At 53.1% G+C, this 26671-nt stretch carries 26 protein-coding genes and 1 pseudogene; 12 read left to right on the forward strand and 15 right to left on the reverse strand.

The features are described from left to right. Positions 1-174: 174 nt before the first annotated feature. The 5 genes from DFT_RS15360 to DFT_RS15380 all read right to left on the reverse strand — a co-directional run bounded on the left by DFT_RS15360 (position 175) and on the right by DFT_RS15380 (position 4392). Positions 175-453: an HU family DNA-binding protein gene (locus DFT_RS15360; protein WP_054032028.1), complete on the reverse strand. Its 279-nt coding sequence runs from the start codon at positions 451-453 to the stop codon at positions 175-177. Between the two features lie 284 nt (positions 454-737). Next, positions 738-1337, reverse strand: coding sequence for a PAS domain S-box protein (locus tag DFT_RS15365; RefSeq protein ID WP_083453534.1), 600 nt, complete (start codon positions 1335-1337; stop codon positions 738-740). Positions 1338-1381: 44 nt separating this feature from the next. Continuing rightward, on the reverse strand, positions 1382-2896 hold the full coding sequence (locus DFT_RS15370) for a GIY-YIG nuclease family protein (RefSeq protein ID WP_161807175.1): 1515 nt from the start codon (positions 2894-2896) through the stop codon (positions 1382-1384). 317 nt (positions 2897-3213) lie between these two features. Next, entirely contained in the window at positions 3214-3375 is a 162-nt protein-coding gene (locus tag DFT_RS26285; RefSeq protein ID WP_161807176.1) for a hypothetical protein, read from the reverse strand. Between the two features lie 33 nt (positions 3376-3408). After that, positions 3409-4392 carry a GlxA family transcriptional regulator gene (locus DFT_RS15380; protein ID WP_054032032.1) on the reverse strand — a complete coding sequence of 328 codons (984 nt, stop codon included), beginning with the start codon at positions 4390-4392 and terminating at the stop codon, positions 3409-3411. A 132-nt stretch (positions 4393-4524) separates the two neighbouring features. On the opposite strand from DFT_RS15380, the gene DFT_RS15385 reads away from it, so the two are divergent. The 4 genes from DFT_RS15385 (at position 4525) to DFT_RS15400 (ending at position 7593) form a co-directional block, all read left to right on the forward strand. After that, entirely contained in the window at positions 4525-4713 is a 189-nt protein-coding gene (locus tag DFT_RS15385) for a hypothetical protein (RefSeq protein ID WP_054032033.1), read from the forward strand. Between the two features lie 60 nt (positions 4714-4773). Then, complete coding sequence (locus tag DFT_RS15390; protein ID WP_054032034.1) at positions 4774-5886, forward strand: NADH:flavin oxidoreductase; 1113 nt, start codon at positions 4774-4776, stop codon at positions 5884-5886. A 137-nt stretch (positions 5887-6023) separates the two neighbouring features. Next, entirely contained in the window at positions 6024-7130 is a 1107-nt protein-coding gene (locus DFT_RS15395) for an ATP-binding protein (RefSeq protein WP_076750584.1), read from the forward strand. A gap of 121 nt (positions 7131-7251) precedes the next feature. Continuing rightward, positions 7252-7593, forward strand: a complete 342-nt coding sequence (locus tag DFT_RS15400) for a hypothetical protein (RefSeq protein WP_152972013.1) — start codon at positions 7252-7254, stop codon at positions 7591-7593. Between the two features lie 231 nt (positions 7594-7824). Here the strand turns inward: DFT_RS15400 and DFT_RS15405 are convergent, their stop codons facing one another. The 3 genes from DFT_RS15405 to DFT_RS15415 all read right to left on the reverse strand — a co-directional run bounded on the left by DFT_RS15405 (position 7825) and on the right by DFT_RS15415 (position 12176). Then, positions 7825-9069 carry a CaiB/BaiF CoA transferase family protein gene (locus DFT_RS15405; protein WP_083453535.1) on the reverse strand — a complete coding sequence of 415 codons (1245 nt, stop codon included), beginning with the start codon at positions 9067-9069 and terminating at the stop codon, positions 7825-7827. Continuing rightward, on the reverse strand, positions 9066-10283 hold the full coding sequence (locus DFT_RS15410) for a CaiB/BaiF CoA transferase family protein (protein WP_054032037.1): 1218 nt from the start codon (positions 10281-10283) through the stop codon (positions 9066-9068). The genes DFT_RS15405 and DFT_RS15410 overlap by 4 nt, the downstream gene beginning before the upstream one ends. A 162-nt stretch (positions 10284-10445) precedes the next feature. Beyond that, complete coding sequence (locus DFT_RS15415; protein WP_235506243.1) at positions 10446-12176, reverse strand: long-chain-fatty-acid--CoA ligase; 1731 nt, start codon at positions 12174-12176, stop codon at positions 10446-10448. Positions 12177-12570: 394 nt separating this feature from the next. Between DFT_RS15415 and DFT_RS15420 the strand changes: the two genes are divergently transcribed. Next, positions 12571-13773, forward strand: coding sequence for a TAXI family TRAP transporter solute-binding subunit (locus tag DFT_RS15420; RefSeq protein WP_054032039.1), 1203 nt, complete (start codon positions 12571-12573; stop codon positions 13771-13773). A gap of 98 nt (positions 13774-13871) precedes the next feature. Next, positions 13872-15809: a TRAP transporter permease gene (locus tag DFT_RS15425; protein ID WP_054032040.1), complete on the forward strand. Its 1938-nt coding sequence runs from the start codon at positions 13872-13874 to the stop codon at positions 15807-15809. A gap of 252 nt (positions 15810-16061) precedes the next feature. Here DFT_RS15425 and DFT_RS15435 read toward each other — a convergent pair whose 3' ends face one another. The 3 genes and pseudogenes from DFT_RS15435 to DFT_RS26995 form a co-directional block, all read right to left on the reverse strand. Further along, positions 16062-16715 (reverse strand): MBL fold metallo-hydrolase, encoded by a 654-nt coding sequence (locus tag DFT_RS15435; RefSeq protein WP_054032042.1) that lies wholly within the window; start codon positions 16713-16715, stop codon positions 16062-16064. A 36-nt stretch (positions 16716-16751) separates the two neighbouring features. Continuing rightward, entirely contained in the window at positions 16752-17264 is a 513-nt protein-coding gene (locus DFT_RS15440; protein ID WP_268750694.1) for an acyl-CoA dehydrogenase family protein, read from the reverse strand. 15 nt (positions 17265-17279) lie between these two features. Further along, positions 17280-17510 (reverse strand): annotated as a pseudogene (locus tag DFT_RS26995) (acyl-CoA dehydrogenase family protein); the annotation flags it as partial. Between the two features lie 74 nt (positions 17511-17584). Here DFT_RS26995 and DFT_RS15445 point away from each other — a divergent pair. After that, a complete protein-coding gene (locus DFT_RS15445) occupies positions 17585-17899 on the forward strand; it encodes a chromate transporter (RefSeq protein WP_054032043.1) in 315 nt (104 codons plus the stop codon). A 344-nt stretch (positions 17900-18243) separates the two neighbouring features. Here DFT_RS15445 and DFT_RS27325 read toward each other — a convergent pair whose 3' ends face one another. Then, the gene (locus DFT_RS27325) at positions 18244-18465 is read right to left on the reverse strand and encodes a tyrosine-type recombinase/integrase (RefSeq protein ID WP_152972014.1); all 222 of its coding nucleotides are present in this window, start codon (positions 18463-18465) and stop codon (positions 18244-18246) included. A 375-nt stretch (positions 18466-18840) separates the two neighbouring features. On the opposite strand from DFT_RS27325, the gene DFT_RS27535 reads away from it, so the two are divergent. The 3 genes from DFT_RS27535 (at position 18841) to DFT_RS26295 (ending at position 21893) form a co-directional block, all read left to right on the forward strand. Further along, positions 18841-19326, forward strand: coding sequence for a DUF6538 domain-containing protein (locus tag DFT_RS27535; protein WP_054032045.1), 486 nt, complete (start codon positions 18841-18843; stop codon positions 19324-19326). Between the two features lie 972 nt (positions 19327-20298). After that, positions 20299-21087: a hypothetical protein gene (locus DFT_RS15465; RefSeq protein WP_054032047.1), complete on the forward strand. Its 789-nt coding sequence runs from the start codon at positions 20299-20301 to the stop codon at positions 21085-21087. 662 nt (positions 21088-21749) lie between these two features. Next, positions 21750-21893, forward strand: coding sequence for a hypothetical protein (locus DFT_RS26295; protein WP_161807178.1), 144 nt, complete (start codon positions 21750-21752; stop codon positions 21891-21893). A 120-nt stretch (positions 21894-22013) separates the two neighbouring features. Here the strand turns inward: DFT_RS26295 and DFT_RS15475 are convergent, their stop codons facing one another. From DFT_RS15475 to DFT_RS15485, 3 genes are all read right to left on the reverse strand, one after another. Then, complete coding sequence (locus DFT_RS15475) at positions 22014-22919, reverse strand: ABC transporter permease (RefSeq protein WP_161807179.1); 906 nt, start codon at positions 22917-22919, stop codon at positions 22014-22016. Between the two features lie 134 nt (positions 22920-23053). Further along, positions 23054-24064 (reverse strand): ATP-binding cassette domain-containing protein, encoded by a 1011-nt coding sequence (locus DFT_RS15480; protein ID WP_054032050.1) that lies wholly within the window; start codon positions 24062-24064, stop codon positions 23054-23056. Further along, positions 24061-24894, reverse strand: a complete 834-nt coding sequence (locus DFT_RS15485; protein WP_054032051.1) for an HlyD family secretion protein — start codon at positions 24892-24894, stop codon at positions 24061-24063. Before DFT_RS15485 ends, DFT_RS15480 begins: the two co-directional genes overlap by 4 nt. A gap of 133 nt (positions 24895-25027) precedes the next feature. On the opposite strand from DFT_RS15485, the gene DFT_RS15490 reads away from it, so the two are divergent. Together DFT_RS15490 and DFT_RS15495 are read left to right on the forward strand one after the other, a co-directional pair. Continuing rightward, positions 25028-25273: a hypothetical protein gene (locus DFT_RS15490; RefSeq protein WP_054032052.1), complete on the forward strand. Its 246-nt coding sequence runs from the start codon at positions 25028-25030 to the stop codon at positions 25271-25273. A 537-nt stretch (positions 25274-25810) separates the two neighbouring features. Beyond that, on the forward strand, positions 25811-26602 hold the full coding sequence (locus DFT_RS15495) for an alpha/beta fold hydrolase (RefSeq protein WP_054032053.1): 792 nt from the start codon (positions 25811-25813) through the stop codon (positions 26600-26602). Positions 26603-26671 lie beyond the last annotated feature (69 nt).

Consider the following 26671-nt stretch of genomic DNA (forward strand, 5'->3'; position numbering starts at 1 on the left):
AGGTAGGGTTCAAGGCAGAGCTTCATAACATAGGCAAACAGATATAGTCCGCTAATCAAACGGCATATAAAAAAAAGGCAGGGCCTCGATTGAGGCTCTGCCTTTTTTAGTGTGCCAGGCATGGCGTAATTCTATAAGGTGTAAGTGCCGAACAGTCCGTAGCGGTCAGAGCCACTATTGACCATCAACGCGCTCTTTCAGTTCCGTTCCCACCTTGAAAAACGGCAACCGCTTGGGCTTGACCGTGACCATTTCACCGCTTTTGGGGTTGCGCCCCGTGTAGCTGTCGTACTCTTTGACCTTGAAGGAACACAGTCCTCGGATCTCCACGCGGTCGCCTCTGATGAGTGCGTCGGATACGTGGTTAAAAAACAGGTCAACCACGTTCTTGGATTCCGCCCTGGAAAGCCCTTGCTCCTCTGCCAGCTTCGTTATCAATTCGAGTTTGTTCATCGTAGCTCCATAAGTAATGGCCAATAGTGAGATATCGAGCTTCTATTGCTCTATAAGCTAACGGTCAAGAATATAATGATAATTTTGATTGCCTGACTTTTTTTTACGTATTTTTGTTCGTAATTGTCATATACAAATATCAAAAAAAATTGAACACTATAAGGGAGACATGAAGAAGCCCTATCGATTGATGCCTGGATAGAGAGCTTCTTTAGCGGTAGGAGCAAGGAGATCGCCCCGAATCTGGACTGGTATGACGCGGTCGCCTGAAGGTTGACGGGATCCTATTCCATTTCCGGATAGAGCACATCCTTGCAGCCCGGGCAGATGGTGTGGGAGAAAGACGAGTTGGTGTGTTCCTTGACATAGAGTTCAAGGGGCCACCATTTGCCGTGATCGTCGCGGATGCGGCGGCAGCCGCTGCAGATGGGCAGCAGGGCCTTGAGGATCTTCATCTCCTTCAGTAGATGTTCTTTTTCCGCAAGGGCGGTGGCCAGTCGTATGTTCAAGTCCGCCTGCGCCTGCTCGGCCCGTTTGCGGGCGGTGATATCCCGGGTTAGGCCGATCAGCTTCATCGGTTCGTCCGGCTCTTCGAAGAACTTGGCCCGTATCTCCACCCAGTAGGTGTCCCCGTTTTTATGGACCAGCTCCAACTCCATGGCGCGCATGGTTCGGATCCCCCGCTGATACTCCGATTGGACCCGGCGCCACATGTCCGTGGCGGCTTTCAACGATTCGGTGGTGAGCCGGTCCAGCGCCGAGGTGCCGATGAGCTCACCATTACCGCATGGAGACAGATCATCGCACCTTTGGGGACTTGTCCTACGGCTGCTGCGATGAGGTGAGCACGATGCCGCGGAAAAAGTTCTTACCGACCTTTTGATTACATACTCCCTATCACATGCGTACCCCGTAGCTTTTTATATCCTTATACCCACCGAAGGGCCTTGTGCAAATCAGACGAAGACAAAAACACATTCGGCCCCAATCGCAACAGGATGTTGCGATCCTTGTCCAATAGCCTGCGCAACTCGCTCGTGACCACGCGCATCCGATCATAAGTGGCGAGATCAAGGTTGTTTCGCCGATCAACCCAGGAACGAAGATGTCCTGGCGGTACTGGAGGGCTTTGCTCGATCTGTAGCACCGAGCGATGGCTCAGGCGCCCACGCTCGAACACCACCAGATGCTTGAGCTGGTGAGGGTCCTGCTCGGAGCCCCATGCCAGCGACGATTCGCTCAACAGGCAAAACCAGCGGCCGCGCCGGATCAAATGAGCGCTGTGCACGATGATGCCCGCCAGGGTGGCGGCGACTTTTTCCGGCGTCCAGGTGCCTTCGTCGCCGGCCGCACCCCCTGCCGGGTCAGGATCATCGTCTCTTTCGATCTGTATATCAGCTCCCGATTCCATGGCGGTAGTGGTATTCAACCGCTCGCGCCAAATTTTAGCCCCCAGTTCGGTGACCATGCGAAGGGGCGGGCGATGAGCCAGATCTTCCTGATGGAGATTGTAAAACAGGTTTAAACCCTCTTCCAAACATTGGACATTGGGCAGACGGTCCGGGGGCCGCGCCAGCAAAGGGCCGCCGATGTCCAACAGGTCCTTATCCCGTATTGACTCACGGCTGGTCCACCAGCGGTCAAAGGCAGTGAGCGCATCAGCCATTCGGCCGCTGGGCAACGGCCCGATGCACCGCTGCCGGTTGCTGCCGGGGCCATACCGTTTGAGATCCCTGCTGAAAAAGACGAGGCTGCGCTGACCCGGTTGCAGAGCCTTGTTGTATGGCGGGCGGTTGCGTTTGATCTCATCGGCCTCTAAAACGGCGGCTTCCAGGGCCGATGCTGTCACGGAAAAATCGATATCCCGGGCCTGGCTGAGCAACTCCAGGATGTGTTCCGGATGTGGCGTCCTGCTTCTAAAATAGCTGTTGACCCGTTTTTTGAGCGATTTGGCTTTGCCGATATAAAGAAGATCGCCGCCGAGGCTGCGCATCCGGTAGACGCCCGGATGGTCTGGAAGGGCCTGACGGGTCGCTGCGGGCATGGGAAATACCCTTTTGCCTCGCACGGGCCGAGGCGCCAGGGCAAGCCAATCCTGCAACTGCCCATAGGTGGTAATGTTGCATACTTCGGAGAGCAGGGCCACTAAATTGCGCCAGACACCCATCGTGGCAACGGCATGGCCGGTGCTGCGTTTGAGGACCGGCACACGGTGGCCAAAATATCCTGCCAATGCACGGATACCTTTTCGGGGAAGATCGGGCAGCAGTTTTTGCGCGATACGGTGGGTACATATGATGTCCAGCGGAAATGGCGTCCCCAGGGCGTTGTCGCGGTGTAGCCGTTCCAAAAAGGGAATTTCAAAGCGCGCATAATGGATGATCGTCGGGCACATAGAGGATGAATTGCGGGAAGCCACACGACGCGCTGCTTCAAAAAGCATACAAGCCGCCTCGCTATTGGTGATGCCCCGATCCAGGTCTGCCTCCGAAATGCCCGTTATCTTCAATACATGCGCCGGGACCGCTGAACCTTCAGGTTGGCGGATCAAATGGGACCGGCAAGCGTCAGTAGGAACAGCCCTTGCCGCACTGCCGGCCATGAAACCTATTTCCAGCAAATGGCCCTTTTCGGGATTGGCCGCGGTTGCCTGGCAGTCCACGGCCAAAACCTCGAGCCGATCGAGGGGTGAGTCATTTTGTAAATACTGAAATGCGGCGTCCATGAAGGTTGTTTAGCATTTTTCACTTCGGAATAATATCATATGAAAGGACTTTGGGTGGTGGAAGGTGCAGAGCAATAGAAGATCACATCGATGCGGGGCCCCATCAGTACCTCGCCTTGAAGATTGCCGATCAGGTCGAAAAACAGGTAGCGCGTCTCGAAGTGGTCTTGGCCGGGACCATCGTTGCAGTCACCCATGACCAGGATCCCGGGGTTTGGCAATTGCACATGTCAGGCCTTCCTTTTGAATCGATTCCTGTAATCCCTTAGTGAAAAGCCAGTGTTTTTCTTGAAAAGCCTGCGAAACGAGTTGGGGTCTTCATAGCCCACTTGCCGTGTAATCTCTTCTATCGCATGGCTCGTATTCTCCAGTTTTTGCTTGGCGATTTCTATTCTGAGGCGTTGCAGATAGACCAACGGCGGGTCGCCGGTGGCCTTTTTGAACCGGCGGATGAAATGGCGGGGGCTGATGCCCAGATCCTTTGCCAAGGACTCGACACTGATTGGTGCCCCAAAGTTTTTTTCCATTTGGCTTTGCGCTTTTTCTACAACACGGTCGCCATGTTGTTTCTGATAATCGAATATCACATAGGGCGCTTGGCTGCGTTTGGGGTCCAGCAGCATCATTTTGCCGGTAACGGCCGCCAGCTCTCCAAAGCCAAATTTTTCAATCAGGTAGATACACAGGTCCAGGTACGATGAGGTGGCCCCCGAGCAGAGCAAGCCGTTGTCTTCCGTGATAATCCGTTGAGGTTTCAGGTTGACGGAAGGGTACAGGTTCCGGAAATAGGCCGCAAAATTGATGTTGGTGGTGGCCGTCCTTCCATCCAGGATACCGGTCTCGGCCAGGAGAAACGCACCGGTACAAGTGGAACCGATCAAGGTATTGTCCTTGTGCCAACACCTGATCCAATCGATCAGTTCCTCGGGTACGTTGCCGATAAATTTCAGTGGGAAAAGAAATCCGGGGATCAATATAAAGTCGGTTGGTGCCTTGTCATGGATGCTACGATGGGGAATAATCGTGATCCAGCCCTCTGCCTGCACCGGCCTGCCGTCCAGCGATACGATATCCCATTGAAACAGTTGATCTGTGTCGTTTCTGTTTTTATTCAAATGCTTGTGCCATCTGTTGGCAATAGATAGCGCGTCGATGAAGCCATAAAGTCCTGAAGCTGCGCAGTTTTCGTATGCAAGAAGTGTTATGTGGGGCATATGCACCTCTTTGGAAAAATGTCCTATTTGGCATGTTTTAAGTCATAAATGCCTCTTTTGAATTGCCGTGTCAACGACTAAGGTAGATCTGTATCCACCCGGAACCCGAATATTCAGCGGAGAAGCCTAACTATGGAAAAATGGTTTAAGACAGGATGGGTCCTGTGTCCGCAAAACTGCAGCATTGAAGTGCTGGTGGAAAGCAACAAAGTGGTTAAAGTGCAGCCGGACAAAGAGAATCCGCGCAGTGAGGGTTATACCTGCCGAAAAGGACTCAATGTCATTTATCATCAATATCCCCGGTGCCACTTCAGGGCCTGAGACGAAATTGCGTGCCGATAACGAGCATAAACATTTACGGAAACAGGAGGACTTTTTCTCATGAGTAAGCTCTTTGAACCCGGAGTGATCAATAGCATGGAACTCTCCAACCGGTTTGTCCGGTCAGCCACTTGGGAAGGTATGGCGGCGGACGACGGTAAGGTGACGCCAAAACTGACAGAAACCATGGTTGCGCTGGCCAAAGGTGGCGTCGGAATGATCATCACCAGTCACGCCTATGTCCGGAAGGAGGGCCAGGCCGGACCGTGGCAGATTGGCGTGCATGAAGATGGTCTGATCGACGGACTGAAAGAGATGGCGGCAGCCGTCCACGAAAACGGCGGCAAGATCGTCATGCAGATCGCCCATGCAGGAAATTTTGCCGTCGAACAACTGACGGGACTTGAGCCCTGGGTGGTGTCGGACTTCGAGGGACTGGCTCAGACACCCCGCCACGAGATGACTCTCGAGGATATCCGGGCGCTTACGGTATCGTTCGCCGAAGCGGCCAAGAGGGCTAAGTCTGCAGGATTTGATGGCGTGCAATTGCATTGCGCGCACGGGTACCTGCTCAGCCAGTTCTTGTCTCCTCTGTATAATCGACGCATGGATGATTACGGAGGCAGCATCGAAAACCGAGCCAGGATACATCTTGAGGTCCTGGGTGCCGTCCGCAAGACCGTGGGCCACGATTTCCCAATTCTGGCGAAACTCAACTGCGGCGACTTCGTCGAGGGCGGACTGAATACCGCAGATGCGCTTCAGGTTGCGCGGATGCTGGCGGACGCCGGATTGGATGCCCTGGAGATCAGCGGTGGAGTGATCACGGGCGGCCGGATGAGTCCCAGCCGGATGGTAAAGAACGAGGAGCAGGAGGCCTATTTTAAGACCGAAGCCCGGGCCCTTGGCAATCAGTTCAAGATCCCTTTAATCCTTGTGGGTGGCATGCGGTCTTTCGAAACGGCTGAAGCGCTATTGGCGGATGGGACGGCGGATTTCATCTCCATGTGCCGTCCCTTCATTCGCGAGCCCGACCTTGTAAACCGCTGGAAGTCGGGCGACCGTCGCAGGGCGTTGTGTAAATCGGATAACGCCTGCTTCAAACCGGGCATGAAAGGCAAGGGCATCTACTGCGTCACCGCCGAGGTTGAAAAAGCGAAATTGAAGGCTTAGAAAGGCCCCCTTGAATGTTTTAATATTAATTTAATATCAAAATGTTAGAATCAATAACACCATCAACAAACGGTAGGCATTTCTCGGTCGAGTACAGAGTGCTTTCGCCGGAAGATTTATAACAAGGAGTAAATAAAATGAATGATGAAATGCTTTATCAAAACCTGGCCAAACATCTCGACAGCCTGCCTGAAGGTTACCCCGCCACCGAATCCGGCGTGGAGCTGCGCATCTTGAAGTACTTGTTTACCCCGGAATACGCCAACTTGGCCGTGCACCTGCAGCCCACGCCCCAACCGGCCGAGGCCGTGGCCCAGCGGGCGGGTATGGAAGCTGCCAAGGTGGCCGAAATGCTGGAGGACATGTCGGCCAAGGGCCTGATCTTTAGTCTCAAACCCCCGGGCAAGGAACCGATGTACATGGCTGCGCCCTTTGTCATCGGCATCTGGGAATACCAGCTCAACCGCTTGGAGCCAGAGTTTAACCGCATGGTCAGAGAGTACATGCCGGAGTTCCAGAAGGCTTCTCAGCACCTGCCGCCCCAACTGCGCACCATCCCGGTGGAAAAGAGTATCGATGCCAGGGGCGAGGTGTTGGTCTACGAGCAGGCCAGGGAATTGATCAAGGGCCAGAAAAAGATCGTAGTCTCGCCATGCATTTGCCGTAAGGAACACAAGATGATGGGAGAGGGCTGCGACAAGCCCCTGGAGAGTTGCCTGAGCTTCGGCTGGGGTGCTGATTATTACGAACGCAACGGCCTGGGTCGGGCCATAGACGAGACGGAGGCCCTGGCGGTGCTGCAACGGGCCGAGGAGACCGGCCTGGTGCTGCAGCCCAGCAACGCCCAGAAGATCGTGGCGCTTTGCTGTTGCTGCGGCGATTGCTGCGAGACGCTCAAGGCCTTCAAAATGCACCCTAAACCGGCCAGCCTGGCTTCGTCGGCCTTTGTGGCCAGCGTGAATCGGGACGAATGCATTGGCTGCGAGACCTGCCTGGAGCGCTGCCAGATGGAGGCGCTGACCATCGACGATGACAGCGTGGCCGTTGTGGACCCGGACCGCTGCATCGGCTGCGGCCTATGCGTCACCACCTGCCCAACGGAGGCCATCAGCCTGGAGCGAAAGCCTGAGGGCCAGATCCGCCCTGTTCCGGCCAACATGATGGATGCCTACATGGAGCGCATGCAGTTGAGGGCCCAGGCCGAAGTGGCGGACAGGGCCGACCGCCTCACGAAATTGCAATGACGGGCTGCACCGCTGGCAAGTAGGAAAGTGGGAAATCATTTCTTGGGCCCCGCCTGCCTGGCGCCAACTATTGACATCCAAGCCGATAGTCGAGGCCTTCGGGAAGTTACGGGTAGAGGCCATGGTAACCTCCCAGGACATGGCTGGATATCACAGGTATTTCGATGACCGGGAGACAGCCTTGATGTGGCAATCCCTGATGTTCAGAATGACTTACCGGTGCAGCTACTGCATGGCCGTGTGCCCGGCGGGAGAGGATCTGGCTGTCGGATATCGCCAGAATAAAAGGCAACACGTCGAAAAGATTCTCAATCCGCTCAAGGACCGGAAGGAGCCAGTTTACGTGACCGCCGGCTCCAAGGCGGAAGACAAGGCCAAGGGCAATCCCAACAAGGAGGTAAGGATTGTGACTGGCCTGGGTAGAACTCCTTCGAAGACCGGCGGCAAGGGCTCGCAATCATAGGGCTTGCTGCGGAAGGTAGCTATAATAGGAGAAGACTATCTGCGTATTGTGCCGATATTGCAATTAAGCCATCTCTATGTTCTGACCCTCTCCTTGAGCCTGACATGGGTCTCATCAATGGGTTTTGTCAGAACATCGATCCAAAATCTATTGTCCAATGCTTGTTTTTTTGGCGTTTTATAATTGAATCGAGTCCGATCACTGCTATGTCGTCCAGTATTAACTTCAATTTCAATAGATTACATTGCCGTTTTTCAACCTGGCAATTTCATCCGAAGACATCCCCAGATAGTCCTTGAAGATTTCTTCGGTGTGCTCCCCTATCCTGGGACCGCACGAACGGATGGCCGCCGGCGTCTCGGAGAATTGCCAAGGCGGTGCAATGACCCAGTTTTTGCCGATGACGGGATGATCGACCTGCCGAAAGACCTTTCTCTCTTTCAGGTGAGGATCGTTGAAAAGCGCTTCACTGGACATGGACGGCGTGGCGGCAACACCGGCATGTTGCAACAGGGCCATCACGTCATAGGGATCCTTGTCCCCGGTCCAGGCGGACATGATGGTGTCCAGTTCGGCCTCGTTCGCCTTGCGACGGGCATTGCCGGCAAACCGGGGATCGTCGATGAGATCGCTTCGGCCCATTGTGCGGCACAGGTTTTCCCACTCCGGCTGGGTGGCCACCGCGATGCTGATCCACTTGTCCTCGCCTCTACAGCGGTAGCAGTTATGCGGTGCCATGACGTCGTTCCGATTGCCCTGGCGCATGGGAACCCGCTGGTTCATCACGTAGTCCAGGAAGATATCGCCGGCATATGTGGCGATGGCCTCCTGGGAGGCCAGATCGATATACTGTCCCTCTCCGGTCTGCTGATGATAATAGAGCGCGGCCAGGATGGCGAAGGCCGATGTGCACGCGCTTCTCAAATCGATGGAGCCGAGAAAGTTACTCGGGGGCCAATCGGGATAGCCGGTCACATGCGGCAATCCGGCCAGGGCGGCAAAGGTCGGTGCATAGCCGATATACTCCCTGTCCGGTCCTGTCTGGCCGCACGCCGAAGAAGAGATGTAGATAATGTCCGGCTTGATCGCTCGGGCATCCTCATACCCCAGGCCGAGACGCGGCACCACACCCGGTCGCATATTTTCCATGACCACATCGCTGACCTGGATGAGCTTTTTGGCGATTTCCACCGCTTCGGGCATTTTCAGGTTCAGGCAGACGCTGCGCTTGTTCAGATTCAGATTGTTGAAGACTTCCGATTCATCGAGGGTTTGAAATGCCTTTCCCGTCGTAAAAGAGATTATCCTCGAATGGTCCGGTCGTTGCCGGCTTTCCACCTTGATCACTTCGGCGCCCAGAAAGCCGAGCAGACAGGTGGCGTAAGGACCGGCCCAGGCCGATGTGAATTCAACGACCCGGATACCCTCCAAGGGGCCGATATTGTCCATGAGTTCCCCTTTTTGTCTTGTTGTCATATGATTCCCGCATCTTTAAAAGTTTCCAGATCTTCGGTGGTGTAGTCGAGCTTTTCACAAAATATCATCTCGTTATGCTCTCCCAGGCATGGGGCCGGTCTTGCGACCGCCCATGGGGTTTTGGAGAACCGGTAGGGACGAGATGGGAATTTCTCCAGTTTTCCCATCACCGGGTGGTCGATTTCCACAAAAAAGCCCCGGGCATTGAAATGGGGGGAGGACACCACGTCTTCGGCCGTGTTGATCTGTGCCACCGGCACACTGAACGCCTGGCCTTTTCTGAAGATCTCCTCCTTGGGTTTGTCCTTCATCCACTCCAGGATATAGGCGTTGATTTCCTCCGCATGGTTGCCGCGCTCAAATCGGTTTTGACACCAGGGCTCTTTAGACCATGGGGGATCGCCGATCAGTTTCATGAAATTTTGCCACTGGTGCTCTTCGGGAGTCACAATGGAGACGAAACCATCCTTACACGGAAATATTCCGTTGCCGCTCATTCGCAGAGACTCCCCCTTGCGACTCATATTGATGCCGCTGTTGGGAAACGTCACGCTTTCCACACGCTGCATGGCGATCGAGGCTTCCATTTTCGACATGCCGATGTATTGCCCTTTGCCGGACGCTCCCCGCCGGAACAGGGCGGCCATGACCGCAAGGGAAGCCGTCAGCCCGGCATCGAAGTTGCCGCTGTTGCCCCCGATTTGAACCGGCGCACGATCCAGGTCCGGCGCCACCAGCGGCAGCAGATAGCCTTGCCCGCTCATGTGTGAGATGTTCAGCTGGTAGGCTTTATAGTCCTTGTAGGGGCCTGTCTGGCCAAATGGCGTAATGGCCATCATGATGAGACCGGGATTGCTTTTTTTTAATGTATCATACCCGAGCCCCATCTCTTCCATCTCGCCGGGTCGGTGATCTTCGATCAGGATGTCCGCCTGGCGGACCAGCCGCTCAAAGATCTCTTTACCTTTGGGCTTCGACGGATCGAGGGTGATGCCGAACTTGTTGGTGTTGATATACAAAAAGAGCCCTGATTTTTCGGGGTCCGGGTCATCGTTCTGGAAAGGCGGCCTTCTTCTCGCTTCGTCTCCGATCACCGGCGGCTCTATCTTGATCACCTCCGCTCCGAGATCGGCCATCAATTTGCCGCAATAGGCACCGCTGATAGTGGTGCAGAATTCGATGATCTTAACGCCGTTGAGCGCGTTAGGTGCCATAGCTATTTATCTCCGATGATGGTCGAATGATACAGCAAAAAACATTTTAATCAAAATAGTCACACCTTTCCTCCGGCATAAGCTCCTCGTTCACTTGGGAAAATTTAATGAGGATATTGTCCGGGACAGGGACCCGCTTTTCATCAAAATAGACTGTTGTGGTTATGGCTGCTTATTCTGTTCCTCGTCTCTTAAAATCTTCCGCAGTATTTTTCCGGCCGCCGACTGTGGCAGTGAGGCCCTGAATTCGATCTCGCGTGGCACCTTGTAAGGTGCCATTTTCTCTTTGCAATAGGCGATGATCTCTTCGGCCGTGATAGTTTCACCTTCCCTTGGAACAATGAAACTCTTGACTGTTTCACCTCGATAGGTATCTGGAATGCCGACAGTGACGGCGTCTTTGATTTTGGGATGTCCATATAGTACTTCGTCGACCTCGCGCGGATAGATGTTAAACCCTCCTGCGATAATCATGTCTTTTTTTCGGTCGACGATAAATAGAAAACCATCTTCGTCCTGTATGACGACATCGCCGGTATGGAGCCATCCGTCAACCAGTTGACCAGCCGTCTCTTCTGGATTGTTCCAGTACTCCTTCATGACCGCAGGACCCTTGATGAGCAACTCTCCGGGCTGCCCCTGGGGGACATCGGTGACGCCATCTTCTGTGTCCACAATACGGATGTCGTTGTCGGGCGCAGGAATACCTATACTGCCGGATTTCTTTTTGCCTAGAATAGGGTTGAAGGCGCCCAAACCCGATGTTTCACTCATTCCCCAGGCTTCGGTGATAAAGACACCCATGTCGCGCAGCCGTTCAATCAGCTCGACCGGGCAGGGTGCTGCACCGGAGTTAACGATGTGAATCTTTCGACTCAAATCAATTTCCCCGATTCTTGGATGATTGATCAGGGCGGTCAGAATGGTGGGTACGGCCGGAAAATAAGTGATTTCTTCCACCTTCAAGAGCAGATCGATGATCTCGTCCGCGTTAAATCGTGGTACTAGAATAAGGGTGGCTGCGTTGAAAAGCGCCCAGTTGGCGATCAAATTGCCATATACGTGATATAATGGAATAATAATCAGAGCAGTACGACGCTCTGGTGAGATGAACTGCAAGATCGGATACATACGCGGTGAGGTTTGCATTACGGCCGCGATCAGGTTAGCATGGGTGAGTACGACACCTTTGGGAACCCCGGTCGTGCCGCCCGTAAACTGAATTACAGCTGGGTCCTCGTTGTCGACCTCCACACGGGGCCTACAGTTATTGCCGCACCCCTCCAACAGCGATGAGAACGTATACCAGCCCGATGCCATATCACAGGCAATTTCATTCTTTTTATCTTTTGCATACATTCGTCGATTCGTAACGATAATTCTGGAGATGTGAACATCGCGACAAACCCCCTGGACGAGAACTGCTGATTCATCAAGCGTAAAAAGTGTATCGAGTCCCGTATCGGCCACAATCAAGGCAAGCTCGTTTTTTGTATAGGCTGGGTTCAAATTAACGACAATGCCTCCCAGACATAGTGTGGCATAGTAGGCGATAAGATATTGTGGACAATTGGGTAATTGAATGCCAACCCGGTCCCCTTTCTTGACCCCGATAGAGGCCAGCGCATTGGCCAAACGCAACACCAGGTCACGATATTGTCGATGGGTGATGTGAACGCCCTCGTAGTACAAAGCCGCCTTGTCCGGTAGAGCATTTGCCGGAATCTGAAGAAGATCATGCACAGCAATCTGCGGATAACGAATTGAAACTGGAACGCTGTAGTCGTAGTGCTGGTGCCAAATGCGCGAGAACGTGTTTTTTCCTTGAACCATTGAAGAATTTCCTCCCATGAATGATTGAATAAACCAAGCTTTTGAAATGGCGGGCACCATACCGAGATTATATCCCCAAAGCAAGCACACGATACCCTAATTCACAACCCATTTTGTGTTTGATATAAACGAACATAATTCAGTAATAAAAAAAGCGAGCGTACGCTTTTTTCTTGGCAATCGTCCTGCTAAATGTTAATTGAACATCCTTTTAAACTTGGCATATCGGAAAAATTCAGGTTCATGCCGGTTATGAAAGCGGTTGCGGTCGAGACATCCTGGTTCAGCCGCCCCGAAACAGTTACCATCCAGTATAGAACCTGTCATGCCCATAATCTCCAATAGAGGAGTCGACTGGACGATTTTGTCTCGCCGAAGTGATCCCTGACAAGACGCCTACGATTTGTTTTGTCAACGGGGATTGTCTAACTACACAGAAACCAGAGGAGTGAGTATGAAAAGAACATTGCTATTCGGATGGTTGATCGGCTTCATCACTATGATGTTGAGTTGGAGTCCTGCGGCTTTTGCCGGGAATGAAACCAAGCAGGCCTTTAAGTGGCCTTCCTTTTTGAGGATCGCCACACCAACCACCCAAAGCGCCAGTTTCGCCTCAGTCAATGGTTGGGGGCCGATCCTGCAGTCAGAAACCGGCATGAACGTCCGCGTCGTTCCAGAGGACAGCGAGATTCGCAGATATATCCGATTTGCCTTGAATAAAGAGTTCGAGTTGGTTTCGACCTCCATAGCCGAAGTTGGCCTATCCATTCAAGGTGAAAGCGGTTACGCCATCCAAGAAGCAGCGCAACAGCGTGCAGTTTGGCACCACAACGATACCCCTTGGAGTTTTGCGGTCAGGGGTGACTCGAAATATAAAACAATCTTCGATTTAAAGCAAAAAGGGGTGCGGGTGGCGCTTTCTTCACAGTCGCCGCCCATGATGCTGGCGGTACAGGAAGCCTTGCCGGCTTTTCTCGGATGGACCAAGGAAGAAGCCGCCGCAAACTGGACATTCGTGCCGGTCGGCAGCTACGCTGAAAACTGCCGGGCTGTCACCGATGGAAAAGCCGATGTGAGCTATATGACTCCCATCAGCTCTATCACTTACGAAATGGAAGCCCATCCCCTTAAAATTCGATGGCTTGCTATGCCTGCCGACAATCAGGCCGGATGGGATGGTTACCTGAAGGTACGACCTACAGTTATTCCAAACAAAATTGACTTCGGCGTTCCATCCGCGATCGGGGTCGAGGCGATGACCTCCCCTTTTATTTTCTGGACAAGGCCCGACGTCGACCAAGAGACAGTCTACCAGTTGACCAAGTGGCTTCACGAGCGTTTTGAACAATATAAGGGTGTGCACGCCATCAACGCAAGAATGTCGATGACACATACGCGCAAGTTTCTGGATCGCAGCCCATTCCCCGTTGCCGAAGGAACCATTCGCTATCTGCGTGAGATCGGCCAATGGTCCGAAGCGGATGACAAGTGGAATCAAGCTCAGATTGAGCTGATGGACCGATGGATTGCCGCGCGAAATGCAACCCTTGCGGAAGCAAAATCCAAGAAGGTCAAGCTGCACTGGGAAAACAAGGAATACCTCGATATTCTCAAAAAGCACACGGAAGGTCTTCCGGTGTTTAAGACCCGCATGTAAGTTGAATTCGAGCTGCGTTCGGGTGGAGGCCCCTCAACAAGGCTTCCACCTGTGCTCCGACCTAAATCAGAGCTGCACAGCATCGTTCCGGAGGGACCATGGATCAAAAGAAATCGGTCGAAAAGCAGAAGGCGGACAACACACGTTTAGGTGCATTAACCAGTTGGCAAGGCATCCTTTTTCTGGTGTTGTCCATCGTCGGCATCGGCCTGTCCATCTATTACATGTTCGGATTTCAGATCGGGGGGCGAGTGCTTCTCGATGTTGAATATTACTGGCTTTTCATAGGTCTGTTTTCGGCAGCAGTCTTTATCGCGATACCGGCTACCAGTAGGCCTGGCGGACCCCCTTGGTATGATCTCATCATCGCGGCAGTAATTTTCGGCACCTGCATCTTTTTTTTCCTTAATGCTCGTGACATGATCATCATGGGCTGGAGTCATATCCCTCTCGGTATTTTGACATGGCTCGTCATGATGGAAGCCGCCAGGCGCAGCGGCGGTTTTTCCTATTTTTTGGTGGTTCTGCTGCTGGGTGTCTACCCCCTCATCGCAGATTGGTTTCCCGGAATTTTCAAAGGGATCAACTACCCCTTCACCCAAATCATCGAGGCCCATGTCTTCAGAAATGAGGGTATGATGGGTATCACAACCAAGATCATTGCCGAAATCATACTGGGCTTTCTAGTTTTCGCCGGCGTGCTGCTGGCTACCGGGGCCGGTGATTTCTTTATCGATCTGGCCAACGCTATTTTCGGCAGGTATCGCGGCGGTCCGGCCAAAGTGTCGGTCGTAGCCAGCGCATTTTTCGGCAGTTTGAGCGGCAGCGTCTTCTCGAATATCGTGGGCACCGGTTCGATCACCATTCGTACCATGAAAAAAACTGGTTACCCGCCTGATTATGCCGGAGCCATTGAGGCCTGTGCATCTACAGGTGGAGTGTTGATGCCCCCGGTGATGGGGGCCATTGCGTTCGTCATGGCTGTCACCATTGGGGTCGACTACAGCGTCATCATGATCGCCGCCATCGTTCCTTCATTCCTCTATTATCTCGGGCTGCTTCTTCAAGTAGACGGTTATGCCGCTAGGGCGGGCTTGACCGGTTTACCAAAGGAAGAGATTCCCTCCTTGCGAAAGGTGTTGGGCCGGGGATGGCCCTTCCTTTCGGTGATGATCTTTCTAGTATGGGGGCTGCTGGTGATGCGCTGGGAATACTTAGCACCGTGGTATGCTTCAGTGCTCATGTTCGCACTCTCCTTCTTAAACAAGCAGACATGGATGACGCCCAAGCGTTTGTTTACGACCATTCGGCAGATCGGCTTGCTGATCTGCCAGACCGCTGCCATCATTCTTCCGATTGCTTTCGTGGTAAGCGGCTTGACCATAACTGGCGTCTCGGGATCGGTTACCTCAGGTTTGGTGAATCTGGGCGGCGGAAACATCTATTTGGTCCTGCTGCTAGGGATCGGTGCATGCTATGTGCTCGGAATGGCGGGCCTTTCGATTGTTGCATATATTTTTCTTTCCGTTACGCTGGCACCGGCCATTATTACCTTGGGCGGGATGAATGTCGTGGCTGTGCATCTGTTTATCGTATACTACGCCATGCTGTCGGGCATTACCCCTCCAGTGGCGGCCGCGGCATTCCTTGGTGCAACAATATCCGGTGCCCCACCAATGAAGACCGCGTGGACGGCAATGCGTCTAGGGATCGTTATCTATTTCGTGCCCTTGTTTTTTGTGTTTCAACCGGCGTTGGTGCTGCAGGGCAGTTTGATGCCACTGCTTTATATTTTGCCCTCATGTGTTTTTGGCATCGCTTTGATTAGTGGCGGCTGCGAGGGATATCTTCAGGGGGTGGGCAGGGTTCCCAACTGGGCGCGGCTGCCCTTGTTGCTCGCTGGATTCCTATTGAGCTTTCCCACCTTACTGGTTACTATTATCGGCCTGATTTTATCGGCGGTTATGATCGGAATCATACTAGGGTATAACCGAAATGTCGCGCTGGTAGGGCGCAAGGAAATAGTTGGTGCTTAAGCGGATGGTCCAAGGAACCATCGCCCGCAGGTCACAGGAATAGAACAGCCAGTGGGCGATGGTTTAACCTACAATTAATACACCAGGTTTCTGTTAGTATTAAGGTCGCATGCATCTGCACGAGCACGGACCATCTTCACGGCGGTTTCGCCCCCTGCTCGACGCCCATAAAAAAGACGCCTCTTGTTTCCGGACCTCTCCTTGAGCCTGGCATGGGTTTCATCCATGCGCTTCATCAGGGCATCGACTTTCTTAATCGACTCTTGGTTCGCCTTGATAGCCATCTCCACCATAGCCTCCACCTGCCAGAACCGATTCGCTGATGGACTCTTCCATGAATCCCTGGGGTGCAACGATACGGACCTTTTTATTATCCGCATCCTGCGCTGGAATGACTGCCGTGGCGTCCCCAAAATGATCGATATGGCTGTGAGTGAAGATCATGGCCACGACCGGTTTGGGTTCCAGATGCTTCCAGGCCAATTCAAGGGCCGCCGTTGCCGTCTCTCGACATGTCAGCGCATCAACGACGATCCACCCGGTTTTGCCCTCGATGAGGGTGAGGTTGGCCAGATCGAACCCGCGCAACTGATAGATGCCTTTGGCCACTTCGAACAAACCATGAATGTTGTTCAGCTTGGCCTGACGCCAGAGGTTGGGATGGACGCTGGGCGGCGCCTCGCCGTCGACGAATCGATAGGCCGTCTGGTCCCAGGCCGCGGTGCCCTTGGGATGGACGATTTTCAGGTCGGAGACACTTGCGATCCATCCCCGACGGGCATCTTCAAAGTCCTGAAGGTCATCCGCAGCAAGATCTTTTAGTGCCTGGGCGTTAATGTCGATGGTGGTTTGCGTCGGTGACGTGTGGCCGTAGACGTCAGCCTCATTGATGGTTGATCGTGACATCTTAATGACTCCATCTATGTTTTTGCATACGGCACGCTATTGATTTTGCGGGAGGCCTTTAGATTCCTTGAGCAGCGCCCGGACGATGGTATTGCGCTGGATCTCACTGGTGCCGACGACGATTCGATACATGCGCAAGGTCCTGAAAAGGACTTCTACCGGATGGCCCTTCGTAATACCGACATTGCCGTGAATCTGGACGGCCAGATCCGACACTTCAAAGGCCTTCTCAGAACAAAAGACCTTACACATGGCCGCCTCCTTCCGAATGTCTTGACCCGTGTCGGCTTTGGCAGCGGCCGCCAGAACCATGCTCCGCCCCGCATAAATCCCAATGGCCATGTTGGCGAGCATATGTTGGATGGCCTGAAAATCCCCAATGGACCGACCGAACTGCTTGCGGTTTTTTGCGTGGGCGATGGAGCGGTCCAATAGATTCTGGGCCAAGCCGATCATTGTGGGACAATGGAGAAGACGGTTGACGTTGATCCGGTCCATGGCCATCAGAAAACCGGCCCCCTCCTTACCCAACAGGTTGGCGGCCGGCACGCGGCAGTCCTTCAGGTAAATGTTGCAGTCAAAGTGTGTTCCGGACATGGGGATCACCGGGTCGCTCAACTCGTAGCCCGGTCGATCGGCCTCCACGAGAAACGCGCTGACACCACCAGGCCCTCGGTCCGGGTCCGTGACCGCCAGGATGATGGCAAAATCGGCGATGGGCGCCATGGTGATATACTGCTTGCATCCGTTGAGGACATACTCCTCGCCTTCCTTGACGGCGCTTGTCTGGATGCCTGTGGCATCGGAAACCGAGGCCCATCAACTGACCAACTACATCGGCTGGCAGCTGCACGGCACTTGGGGCGGCATTGCTGACCACCAATGTCACCTTTGTGCCCTGCTTTTTCTTCATCTTTGCCGGTGCGCCGTTTATCGAGGCCATGGCCGGTAACCAGCGGCTGCAGGCCGCGCTCACCGGGGTCACCGCGACGGTCGTGGGGGTGGTGCTCAATCTGGCGGTCTGGTTCGGACACAAGGTGATGTTACCTGACGGCAGCGCAGACATATTTGCGATTGTCTCCGCGGTCGTATCCCTGGTGCTGCTGCAGAAGTTTCACTCCCCAATCCATTATCTGGTCCCCATTGGCGCGGTGATGGGGGTGATTCGAAACCTATTTCTTTGACGTCTGGCCACATATATTTACCCAGCCTGAACTGTACATCCAGAGACGATGGCACGGTCCGCGGGTGCTCTGACCGAGGAAAACAACCGGTAAGAAATATGAGGTTGCATATGCGAATATGCAGCCAGGACCGTACAAAATGTGATTTAATGTGATCAAATAGTAAATTGATATCGACAACTTGCCGAATTCATGATCAATCTAGGAACTCCGGCCTTCGGCACCATCGATTTCGAAGCCTGCTATATCAATAGTAGGCTTTCGTTTTTGTTGGAAATTCCGCCTATTTTGACCCGATCCGTCTCTTACACACCAGGCTTACATAATCTGGCAGACGGAGGTGATCAAATGAAGCGCCCCACCCCTTCCCCGTTGCTAAGAAGCAAACTTGCAAAAGTGTGGCAGATGTCATGGAAACGCAATTCTCTGATACCGGCCCTTTTTAGCACCCTTTTGAATACCCTCCGGACATGATTTTGTTCCATGGGCTTTCCGTCGCGATGGAAAACGACCTCAATCGGTTCACCCTTCCCCAACTTACCGGAAATAAAGTTGATTAATCCCATGAACTCCAAGCAGAACCCCTGTGATTTCAAGATCGCTTTCCCGCACTCCAGAGATCAAGAAAGTCGATGGTGTTTTAGGTTCTGAGTGAGTTGCACGAGTCCGGTCTGGTGAATTCTACTGGCACCGCCCAGGGTAAGCAAAAAGGGGAAAAGGGTGCATATAGGGTGTAAATTGAAGCATAAAACTCGCACCCTTTCCGTTTTCACCATAATAATTTCAGCATGTTATAAGCCCCATAGCAATCCGACCTTCAGCACTATTTTTTAATAATATCAATTTGTTATTAGTTATCTCTGAGTGCCCAAACGGAAAGTGGTACCTTTTGATGATCCCAATCACTGGTACCTTTTCGGATGACACGAGGGGAGATACTAATGCCGGTTTATTTGTTTCAGAGGTCAACTCGCTATTACCTTCGGGCCCACATCCCGGGGGACCTTCAACCCCTATTTCAAGTCGCTGAATTCCGCTATTCCCTGAAAACCGCAGAGCTTCGGCAAGCCCGTCACCGTTGTCGGTTGATCATTCCCTTCATCCATTCTATGTTCACAACCCTAAGAGCAGCTGTTTTCAATACGGAGGATTCAATGCCCAGCTCGTTATCGCCTGAAAAGCTGAAACGAATGATTAGCAAGTATGTAATTGACTCGCTTGCCTGGGAGGATAGCTATGGCGGGGCGGCGGTTGGCTATGTCACCGCCATTCAAATGATCGGTGCGGCCAAGACAGTTCTGGTCACCACCACGGCTCCCATCCTTGTATTGCCGTTTTGGATCATATTTCTCAAAGAAAGGCCCGGCGACACCACCGTAGCAGGTGTTTTATCCTGCATTGTCGGCATATGTTGCGTAGCCTTATAGGCCGACCAAGGCTTCGACCCCTGGCCGGCACATGATCGTGCACGCTGACAGAGGATATAGTATGATGTCCAAGTCAGTTGCCGAACTGCAATTGGATCTGGTGATGATCGAATCCCTTTTTCGACCGCAAGTCAGCGATGCAAACCTTTTTTTCGAGGCTCAGTTCAAAACATTAAATTACTGCCGCAGTATACGGAATGCATCGACTCGATCCAGGATGTCTCATTTTTCATTGACACATTCCGGTTCAAGATAGATGCTTCACATACTGTAGAACGGCACCCTTTCAATGTCTTACATGAATTGAGGCATGGCGTCGATGCTGCGAATGATTGTAGTGGCGGTCGGGATGTCCATACTCACATTTCTCGCGGGCTGCGTGATGCATGAATCCTACGGTGGCCCCGAAGTACCAGGAGCCGACCTTGCTGTTGTTAAGGGATATTGGCGGTATATGGTCCTTTATGACGAGGAGTTGCATATCGTGTCGGTCGACGGGAGTCGTGAGGACCGGAAGAGCGGCTGGCCTTACGCCTACTCTATTAGCCTGCCATCGGGCCGACATTGGCTTCAACTTGCCATCCTGCGCAATAGTGGCCTGATTGCCCGGTGCGCATTCGAGTGGACATTCGAGGCAGGGCATCACTATAAGCTGCAACGCGTCCAGCATGATCAGCTCCTTCTGGCGCATCCCACTTCGGCACATTTCCCCGCCTCGATATCAATGGTTGTTACCGCCCCATCCCAACCAACGCAGCAGCTGAGCGCGCCTACAGTGTGCGGTAATGGGCCGTTTTGTCGCCGGGACTCGGACTGCCCAAAGCAGTCCTGCTGTCAATTTGACGAAGGCTTCCAGTTCGGAATCTGTGGACCCCGCGAACGCTAACATCATGCTTTGCTCGGACAGGTGCTCCGCTGCCGCCGCGCACCTGCCGGCAAGCGCGACCGTTGGGCTAATTGTCGGAAATGCATATGACACGGTACTTCATCTCAATTACAGCGATAGCCTTGTTGGGTTGCGCGGCGCTCTCGGCCTGCGGCACTACCGGAGTCACGTCGCACTTCACTTTGCGTCTGGACCTGCCCAGAGACGGGAAAGTCGCTGCCGATGTACATGTCGCGTCGGCTGCAATGGCTGAGGATGCCGCTTTTCTCAACGTTGTCAGGGTCCAACCATGGGGTAGGTTCGGACCCGATGACTTGAGGAATATTGAGCAGTCCCTACGGGATACGATCGCACCACACCTTGCGGAAACGTTGCGCCCCGGAGATGTAAAGATAGACCTTCATCTCGTGGTACGACGTTATGTTGTCAGCATTAGCAACACGGCCGGAGCTGTGATAGCCTGCGTGGTGTGGGCGGCAACGACCCCCAAAGGCTCCGTGATCTATGAGGAGCAATTCTATGCATCGGACGCAGCCTACTTAGTCACCACCATCGGGCTCATCAAAGACTCTGTCCACAAAGCCATTGTCCGTAGGATTGCGACAACGGCCTTGGCGATAGCTCAAGATTCTGCCGCTAACATACAGTCGATAAAGTTCGATAAGACCTCAACATCGTTCGAAGAGTCAGCTGCCCGCCTGCCGAAGACGATGGTGTCGCTGGGTGATCCGAGCCTTATGGTGTTCCCTGAACTCGCCTTAGGCGTGGTCGGGCTGCTTACCCCGTCGGGAGTCTCGACAGTTGAATGGAGGGTGGCTGACCCGTCTGGGGCTTTCGACTGGACTGGGTATTTGAATAAGCTCTACGGGCCATAGCATATCTGTAACTTCTGCAGGCAGCCAGGGCCGTGCCAATTTAGACAGGTCAAAGCAGGTTGAAATCAAATTTCACAAGGTCCACGGTAAAACTGGCTGCTGCTGACCTTAACGTTCGGCAATAGGAGGAAAAATGCGAAACGCGACTTCTATGAAGTGTTTATCGATCTTCTTCTTTGCCGCAGGAGGCGCGTTGTTGTGGACCTTCGCCGGGAGACCAATCGAACATCTCCTAATAGATTATGGTTTCTCTTATTCACCTGACTTCGGCCAGACTCTATCGCTTTTGGTGTTGTACTACATCCTTTGGTTTCCCACGATTTCCATCGGTATAATCCTCTTCCCAGCAGCTCTCTCCGGCGAGTGTCCTCTCATTCTCTATAGTACCAATGGTGCCTTTTGGGGATTCATAAGCTTCATGGCTTTGCGAATTTTTGGAAACCGGAGGAGAAGAAGGAACGTGAAGGAGTGAATCCTTAATGATCTCAGTGAGCAACCAATGCCGAACATAACGCTCCAGTGGGCGCCATAATGCCGTGCAGCTTAGGCAGAGCGTTCGGCCTATCCTGATATAAGCGCACCTAACTTATGCAGGGCCACTCTATTTGTCTTTCCCCCGGCATCACCTTGCGGTATGAGTGAAAGATCCAAGGAGGATCCTGATGCAGAAGCATGACTCAAAATTGGTCCGCGAGAAGATCCACATGCCGGCAATCCTGATAGCCAAGATCGATCGCATCGCCCGGGAGAAGGGCATATCGTTTTCTAAGGTCGTACGACAATCACGACAGCGTCCGTTTGAATAGCATGATGGCCGTAGACATCATCAAGGCGGTAAATATTAGAAGAAAAAGCAAATCGGCCCAGACGGCCCCTACACCAATCCCCTTGAAAAGAACCGACTTCAGGGCCGCTACTGCATAAGCTTAGGGATTAATTGTAGCAAAGAGTTTCAACCATTCAGGAAAGCTGGCAATGGGATACACCGCCCCGCTTGGGAAAAAAAGAATTACATTCATAAAACCGCTGATGATGCCCACGACTCTTGGATGGCGCAGGCGGCCCAGTAGGACGAACATCAAGCTTAGCAAACTCATGGTCGTTAACACAATTATAAGCAGCAGCAAAGCGAAGTGGCCGAAAGTTCGGGAAAAAGATATGCCGGTGATCAGCATGCCGACCGTCATGATGAAAACGGCAATAATTGTGGTCACTGTAAGCCCGCTGATGATGAGGCCTCCCACGATGTCGCCTTTGGACAACGGTGTCAACATATAGCTTTCATCGACGCCGAGAAAGCGATCCATCACCAGGTTAAAGGCTCCCGTGGTCTGGGTGCCCAGAAAAATGGCCATGATGATCACGCCTGGCACAAGGGACTGGCGGTAGTCCACCTGCTGATACAAGTTGATATCATTGAGTTGGGGGCTGCCGAAATCCTCCCTTAGGGGTACATAGGTCAAAGCGATTGCCCGCAGCGCGCCGGTCACGACATTGCGGATGGTTTCCGAAGAAATACCGTCTGTGTTGTCCAGGAAAAGCGCCACTTCCGGGGCGGCCTTGACCGCTTTTTTTTTGCTGAAATCCATGGGGATGATCAGGCAAGCCTTGTAGCGCCCCTGACGGACATTGCGAATGGCCTGGTTTTCGTCGCTGGTCTGATCCAGCGTCACTGTTTTAGGACCTTTGACCAAGGCACGCAGGTTGTCCATCAGGCGTTGCGACCATTCTGCTCCGTCTTGGTCGACCACTACTATCGGTAGGCCTTGCAGCTTGCCCTGGAAAGAATTGCCCAGAATAACCAGGTAGATAATCGGCAGCAGGATGCTCATGGCCAAGGTGATCGGATTGCGTCGGAATTTTTTCAAATCCCGTTCGATGACAGCCAACAATCGGATCATAGAGCCTCCCGGTATCTCGGCCTACGAAAAAAGTATAGAATTACATCATGCACCAGATGTCAATCTCATCTCCCCAACTTTTGGGGCAACCCCGCCCCGATGAGCCTGCTGACTTTGCGGGCTTCTTCTTCCCGGATGGATTTGCCGGTATAATGAATGAAAACATCTTCCAGGGATTGTTCATGGGCCGACACCGATGCAAGTTCACCCCCTGCCGCAAGAACGGTTTCGATAAGAGCGGGCAGGTGGCGGGCCGCACTATCTACAAACACACGAATGACACCGTCTTCTGGAGCGACTTTATGAACGAAGGGCAAGGCTGTAATGCTTTGCGCAAGGATGTCGGAAGAGTTTTCAACCGCCAGTGCGATTACATCGTTTCCCGGTATGGCTGCCTTGAGATCGGCCACCGTTCCAAGAGCGATGATTCTACCGGCATCGATAATGGCCACGCGCTGGCAAAGGCTTTCGGCCTCATCCATGTAATGGGTGGTCAGAAAAATCGTCATGCCTTCTTCCTGTTGCAGGTCGCGCACAAACTGCCAAACCACCCGCCTAGACTGGGGATCCAGGCCGATGGTCGGCTCATCCAGAAAGAGGATTTTGGGATGATGCACCAAAACACGGGCAATCTCCAGACGCCGGCGCATACCACCTGAATATGTGGCCACCAGGTTCCCGGCCCTGGCGGTCAACCCGACTTTCTCGAGCAAAACGGCGATCCGCTTGCGCCGCTCTTTTGCAGGAATGCTGTAAAAACGGCCGTAAATATCCATGTTCTCAATGGCGGTGAGATCCAGATCGCTGGTCATGGCCTGCGGCACCACGCCGATCTCCCGCCTCACCGCTGCTGCCTGCGTAAGGACATCCCAGCACCCCACCCGTGCTAAGCCGGAACTGGGCTTTAGCAGGGGTGTCAACATGCGGATCAAGGTGGTCTTGCCTGCCCCGTTTGGACCGAGAAAACCGAAAATTTCTCCGGCCGGTACTTCGAAGCTGATATTGTCCACTGCTTTCAGCGCACCGAATTTTTTGGTCAGGGCGGAGACCTCGACGGCTTTTGGCGGCTGGTTCATGGGCGTTCCTTTAGGGCAGTGTCCACCATCACACTCATGCCGGGCTCGAGGACCCCGTCATTGCGGTCGATGCCGATTTTAACCTTGAAAGTTTTGATGTCCTGCCGCCCTCTGGATACATCCCGCTGTGTGGCAAAATCGGCGAGCTGGCCGATCTCAACGACCCGGCCGGCAAATTCGGGTTCATCCTTTGACTGGACACGGATCACGGCATTGGCCTGCAATGTGAGGTCCGCCACAATGGATGCTTCGACATCCACACGAACGTATAGGTTCGCCATGTCGACGAGGGTCATCAACGCCACGCCAGGGGCGGTCGTTTCCCCAGGTTCCACAGCAAGGTAAACCACAGTAGCGTCCATTGGACATGTGATCAGGGCTTGGGCAAGCTTGGCTTGCGACACCGATAGTTGTGCCTCGATCACGTTCAGGTTCGCCCGGGCCGATGCCAGCAGGTCTACGGCGTTCTGCAGCCGGGCGGTCGCCTCCGTCTTAGCCGCTCTGGCGGCGGCCAATCCCGCCCTGGCGGCATCCGTATTGGCGGCGGTCTGGTAGGCCGTGTCGGATAGATCCAGGGCTGCCCTGGAGATCACTTGCCCCTTAAAAAGTTCTTGGGCGCGCGTCCACTCGCGTTCGGCGTCCTCAAGATTGATCCGAGACTTTGCCAAATCAGCGGCGGCGCTTTTTATCTTGGCCTCGCTAGCAGCAACCTCCGCTCGGGCACTCTCAACCGAAGAAGCATACACCTGGATGTCGACCCGGGCTTTTTCCAACGACGCTTTGGCTTGGGACACAGCGGCTTCCAGCTCATCGTTTTCTATCTCTATCAAGACCTGATTCTTGCGTACGCGGTTCGAAGGCCATTGATATAGAAGCGGTAAGTTGTATTGTTGTATTTAAAAGTCATTTGAGGCGAATTGAATACCAAAGATGACCGCAATGACGCTGTCAAAAGGATAAAAGATGTTAAAGATGCGGGCCATTTCAAATGGATCGCCGCAAAAAATTATCGGCCAACTAAAGGCATTTTTTGGAGATAAGGGATTGGGCTTGAAACTGGTGTTGGATACGGACTCTCATCTTGTTTTTAGAGATCCTGTAGGGTACGTCATCACTACATTGCACACCGCTGACAATCAGACCTCCGTGATAATTGAGACACGCGAATGGGAATACTTTGTACGCAGGTTTTTGGACCGCCTTGAATAATAGATTGCTGGACGATTCTTTTTTGCCTCGATCTATTGAATCCTAACCAAACGGTGACAAAACCGGAATATAGAGGCGCGCCTCAAGTTCAGATGCCGTCCCTGCCTTAGTAGATATTTAAAATCTAACGGTTCATTTGGTTTGCTGAGTTCAGACAGACTGGAACTGTGACACCGGTTTCTTTGATGCCTGGGCACCCCTAAACCGCAAACAGTCAGCGAAGAGCAAGGCGTTTATCCCCTGGGAACACAGCTCATTTGAAATACTTGGCCACTAACCGAAAAACCGACATGATCAGATACCCACCGTCCAGTGCATGGATGAAACTGTTGCAGATATCGGTATATGTTGCGCAGCCTCATAGGCCGGGTGGGCGCTTCGGCCGGTGCCAGACGACGTTCGTTGATCAAGGGAGCCAGTTGCATTTCTCATCGTTTTTGAATTAAATGGTGTCCCAATCGGTCCACCATGATTGTTTACCTCGTTTGGGATATGTCAAAGAAGGGATTCTTTCAGAGTTCAGAAAGGAAAACCGGTATGCCTACAGTACATGTCAATCACTGCGATATCTACTATGAAATCCACGGTCAAGGCGATCCACTGGTGATGATCATGGGCCTGCGCCGCAATATCGAGTGGTGGTACCGTCAGATCCCGACTCTGGAAAAACACTTCAAGGTCGTTGTCTTTGACAACCGGGGGGCCGGACGTTCCGAAAAGCCGGCCATGGACTATTCCATCGGGCTGTTTGCCGACGATACGGCGGCGTTAATGGAGGCACTGGACATCGATTATGCCCACGTGTTGGGTGTCTCCATGGGCGGGTACATCGCCCAGGAACTTGCGATCAATCATCCACAAAAGGTGAAGGACCTTGTGTTAGGGTGCACCGGTTGCGGTGGTGAAAAGGCGGTATTGATGAGTGCCGACAGAATGGAAAAGTTCACGGCCAACCAGAACCTTACGCCCGAGGAGATCCTCAAAAAGGACATGGACATTTACTTTTCCAATGAATACGTTGCCGGAAACCCGGCGGCGATGGCGCAGTTCAGTGAAATATCTATGCGATATTACCAGCCCGCCGATGCCTTTTTAAGACAGTATGCGGCTTGCCGAAAGCACGATACAGTCGCACGGATCAATCGAGTTACCCAGCCCACCCTGATCATGACGGGTGATGACGACCCCCTGGTTCCGCCGGAGAACTCTTTCATCCTCAAAGAGCTGCTTCCCCATGCGCAGCTGTCTGTTTTTCCAAAGGGGAGGCACTGCTTTTTCATGGAATTCGCCGATCGGTTCAACGAGGAGGTAGTCGATTTTTTCAGATAAGCCGCATGTTATGCTTTCATCACTTTCCGATGGCATACGCCTGCCGCCGCGGGTCGGCATCCGCTTTGA

The sequence above is a fragment of the Desulfatitalea tepidiphila genome (genome assembly GCF_001293685.1).
Classification (GTDB): domain Bacteria; phylum Desulfobacterota; class Desulfobacteria; order Desulfobacterales; family Desulfosarcinaceae; genus Desulfatitalea; species Desulfatitalea tepidiphila.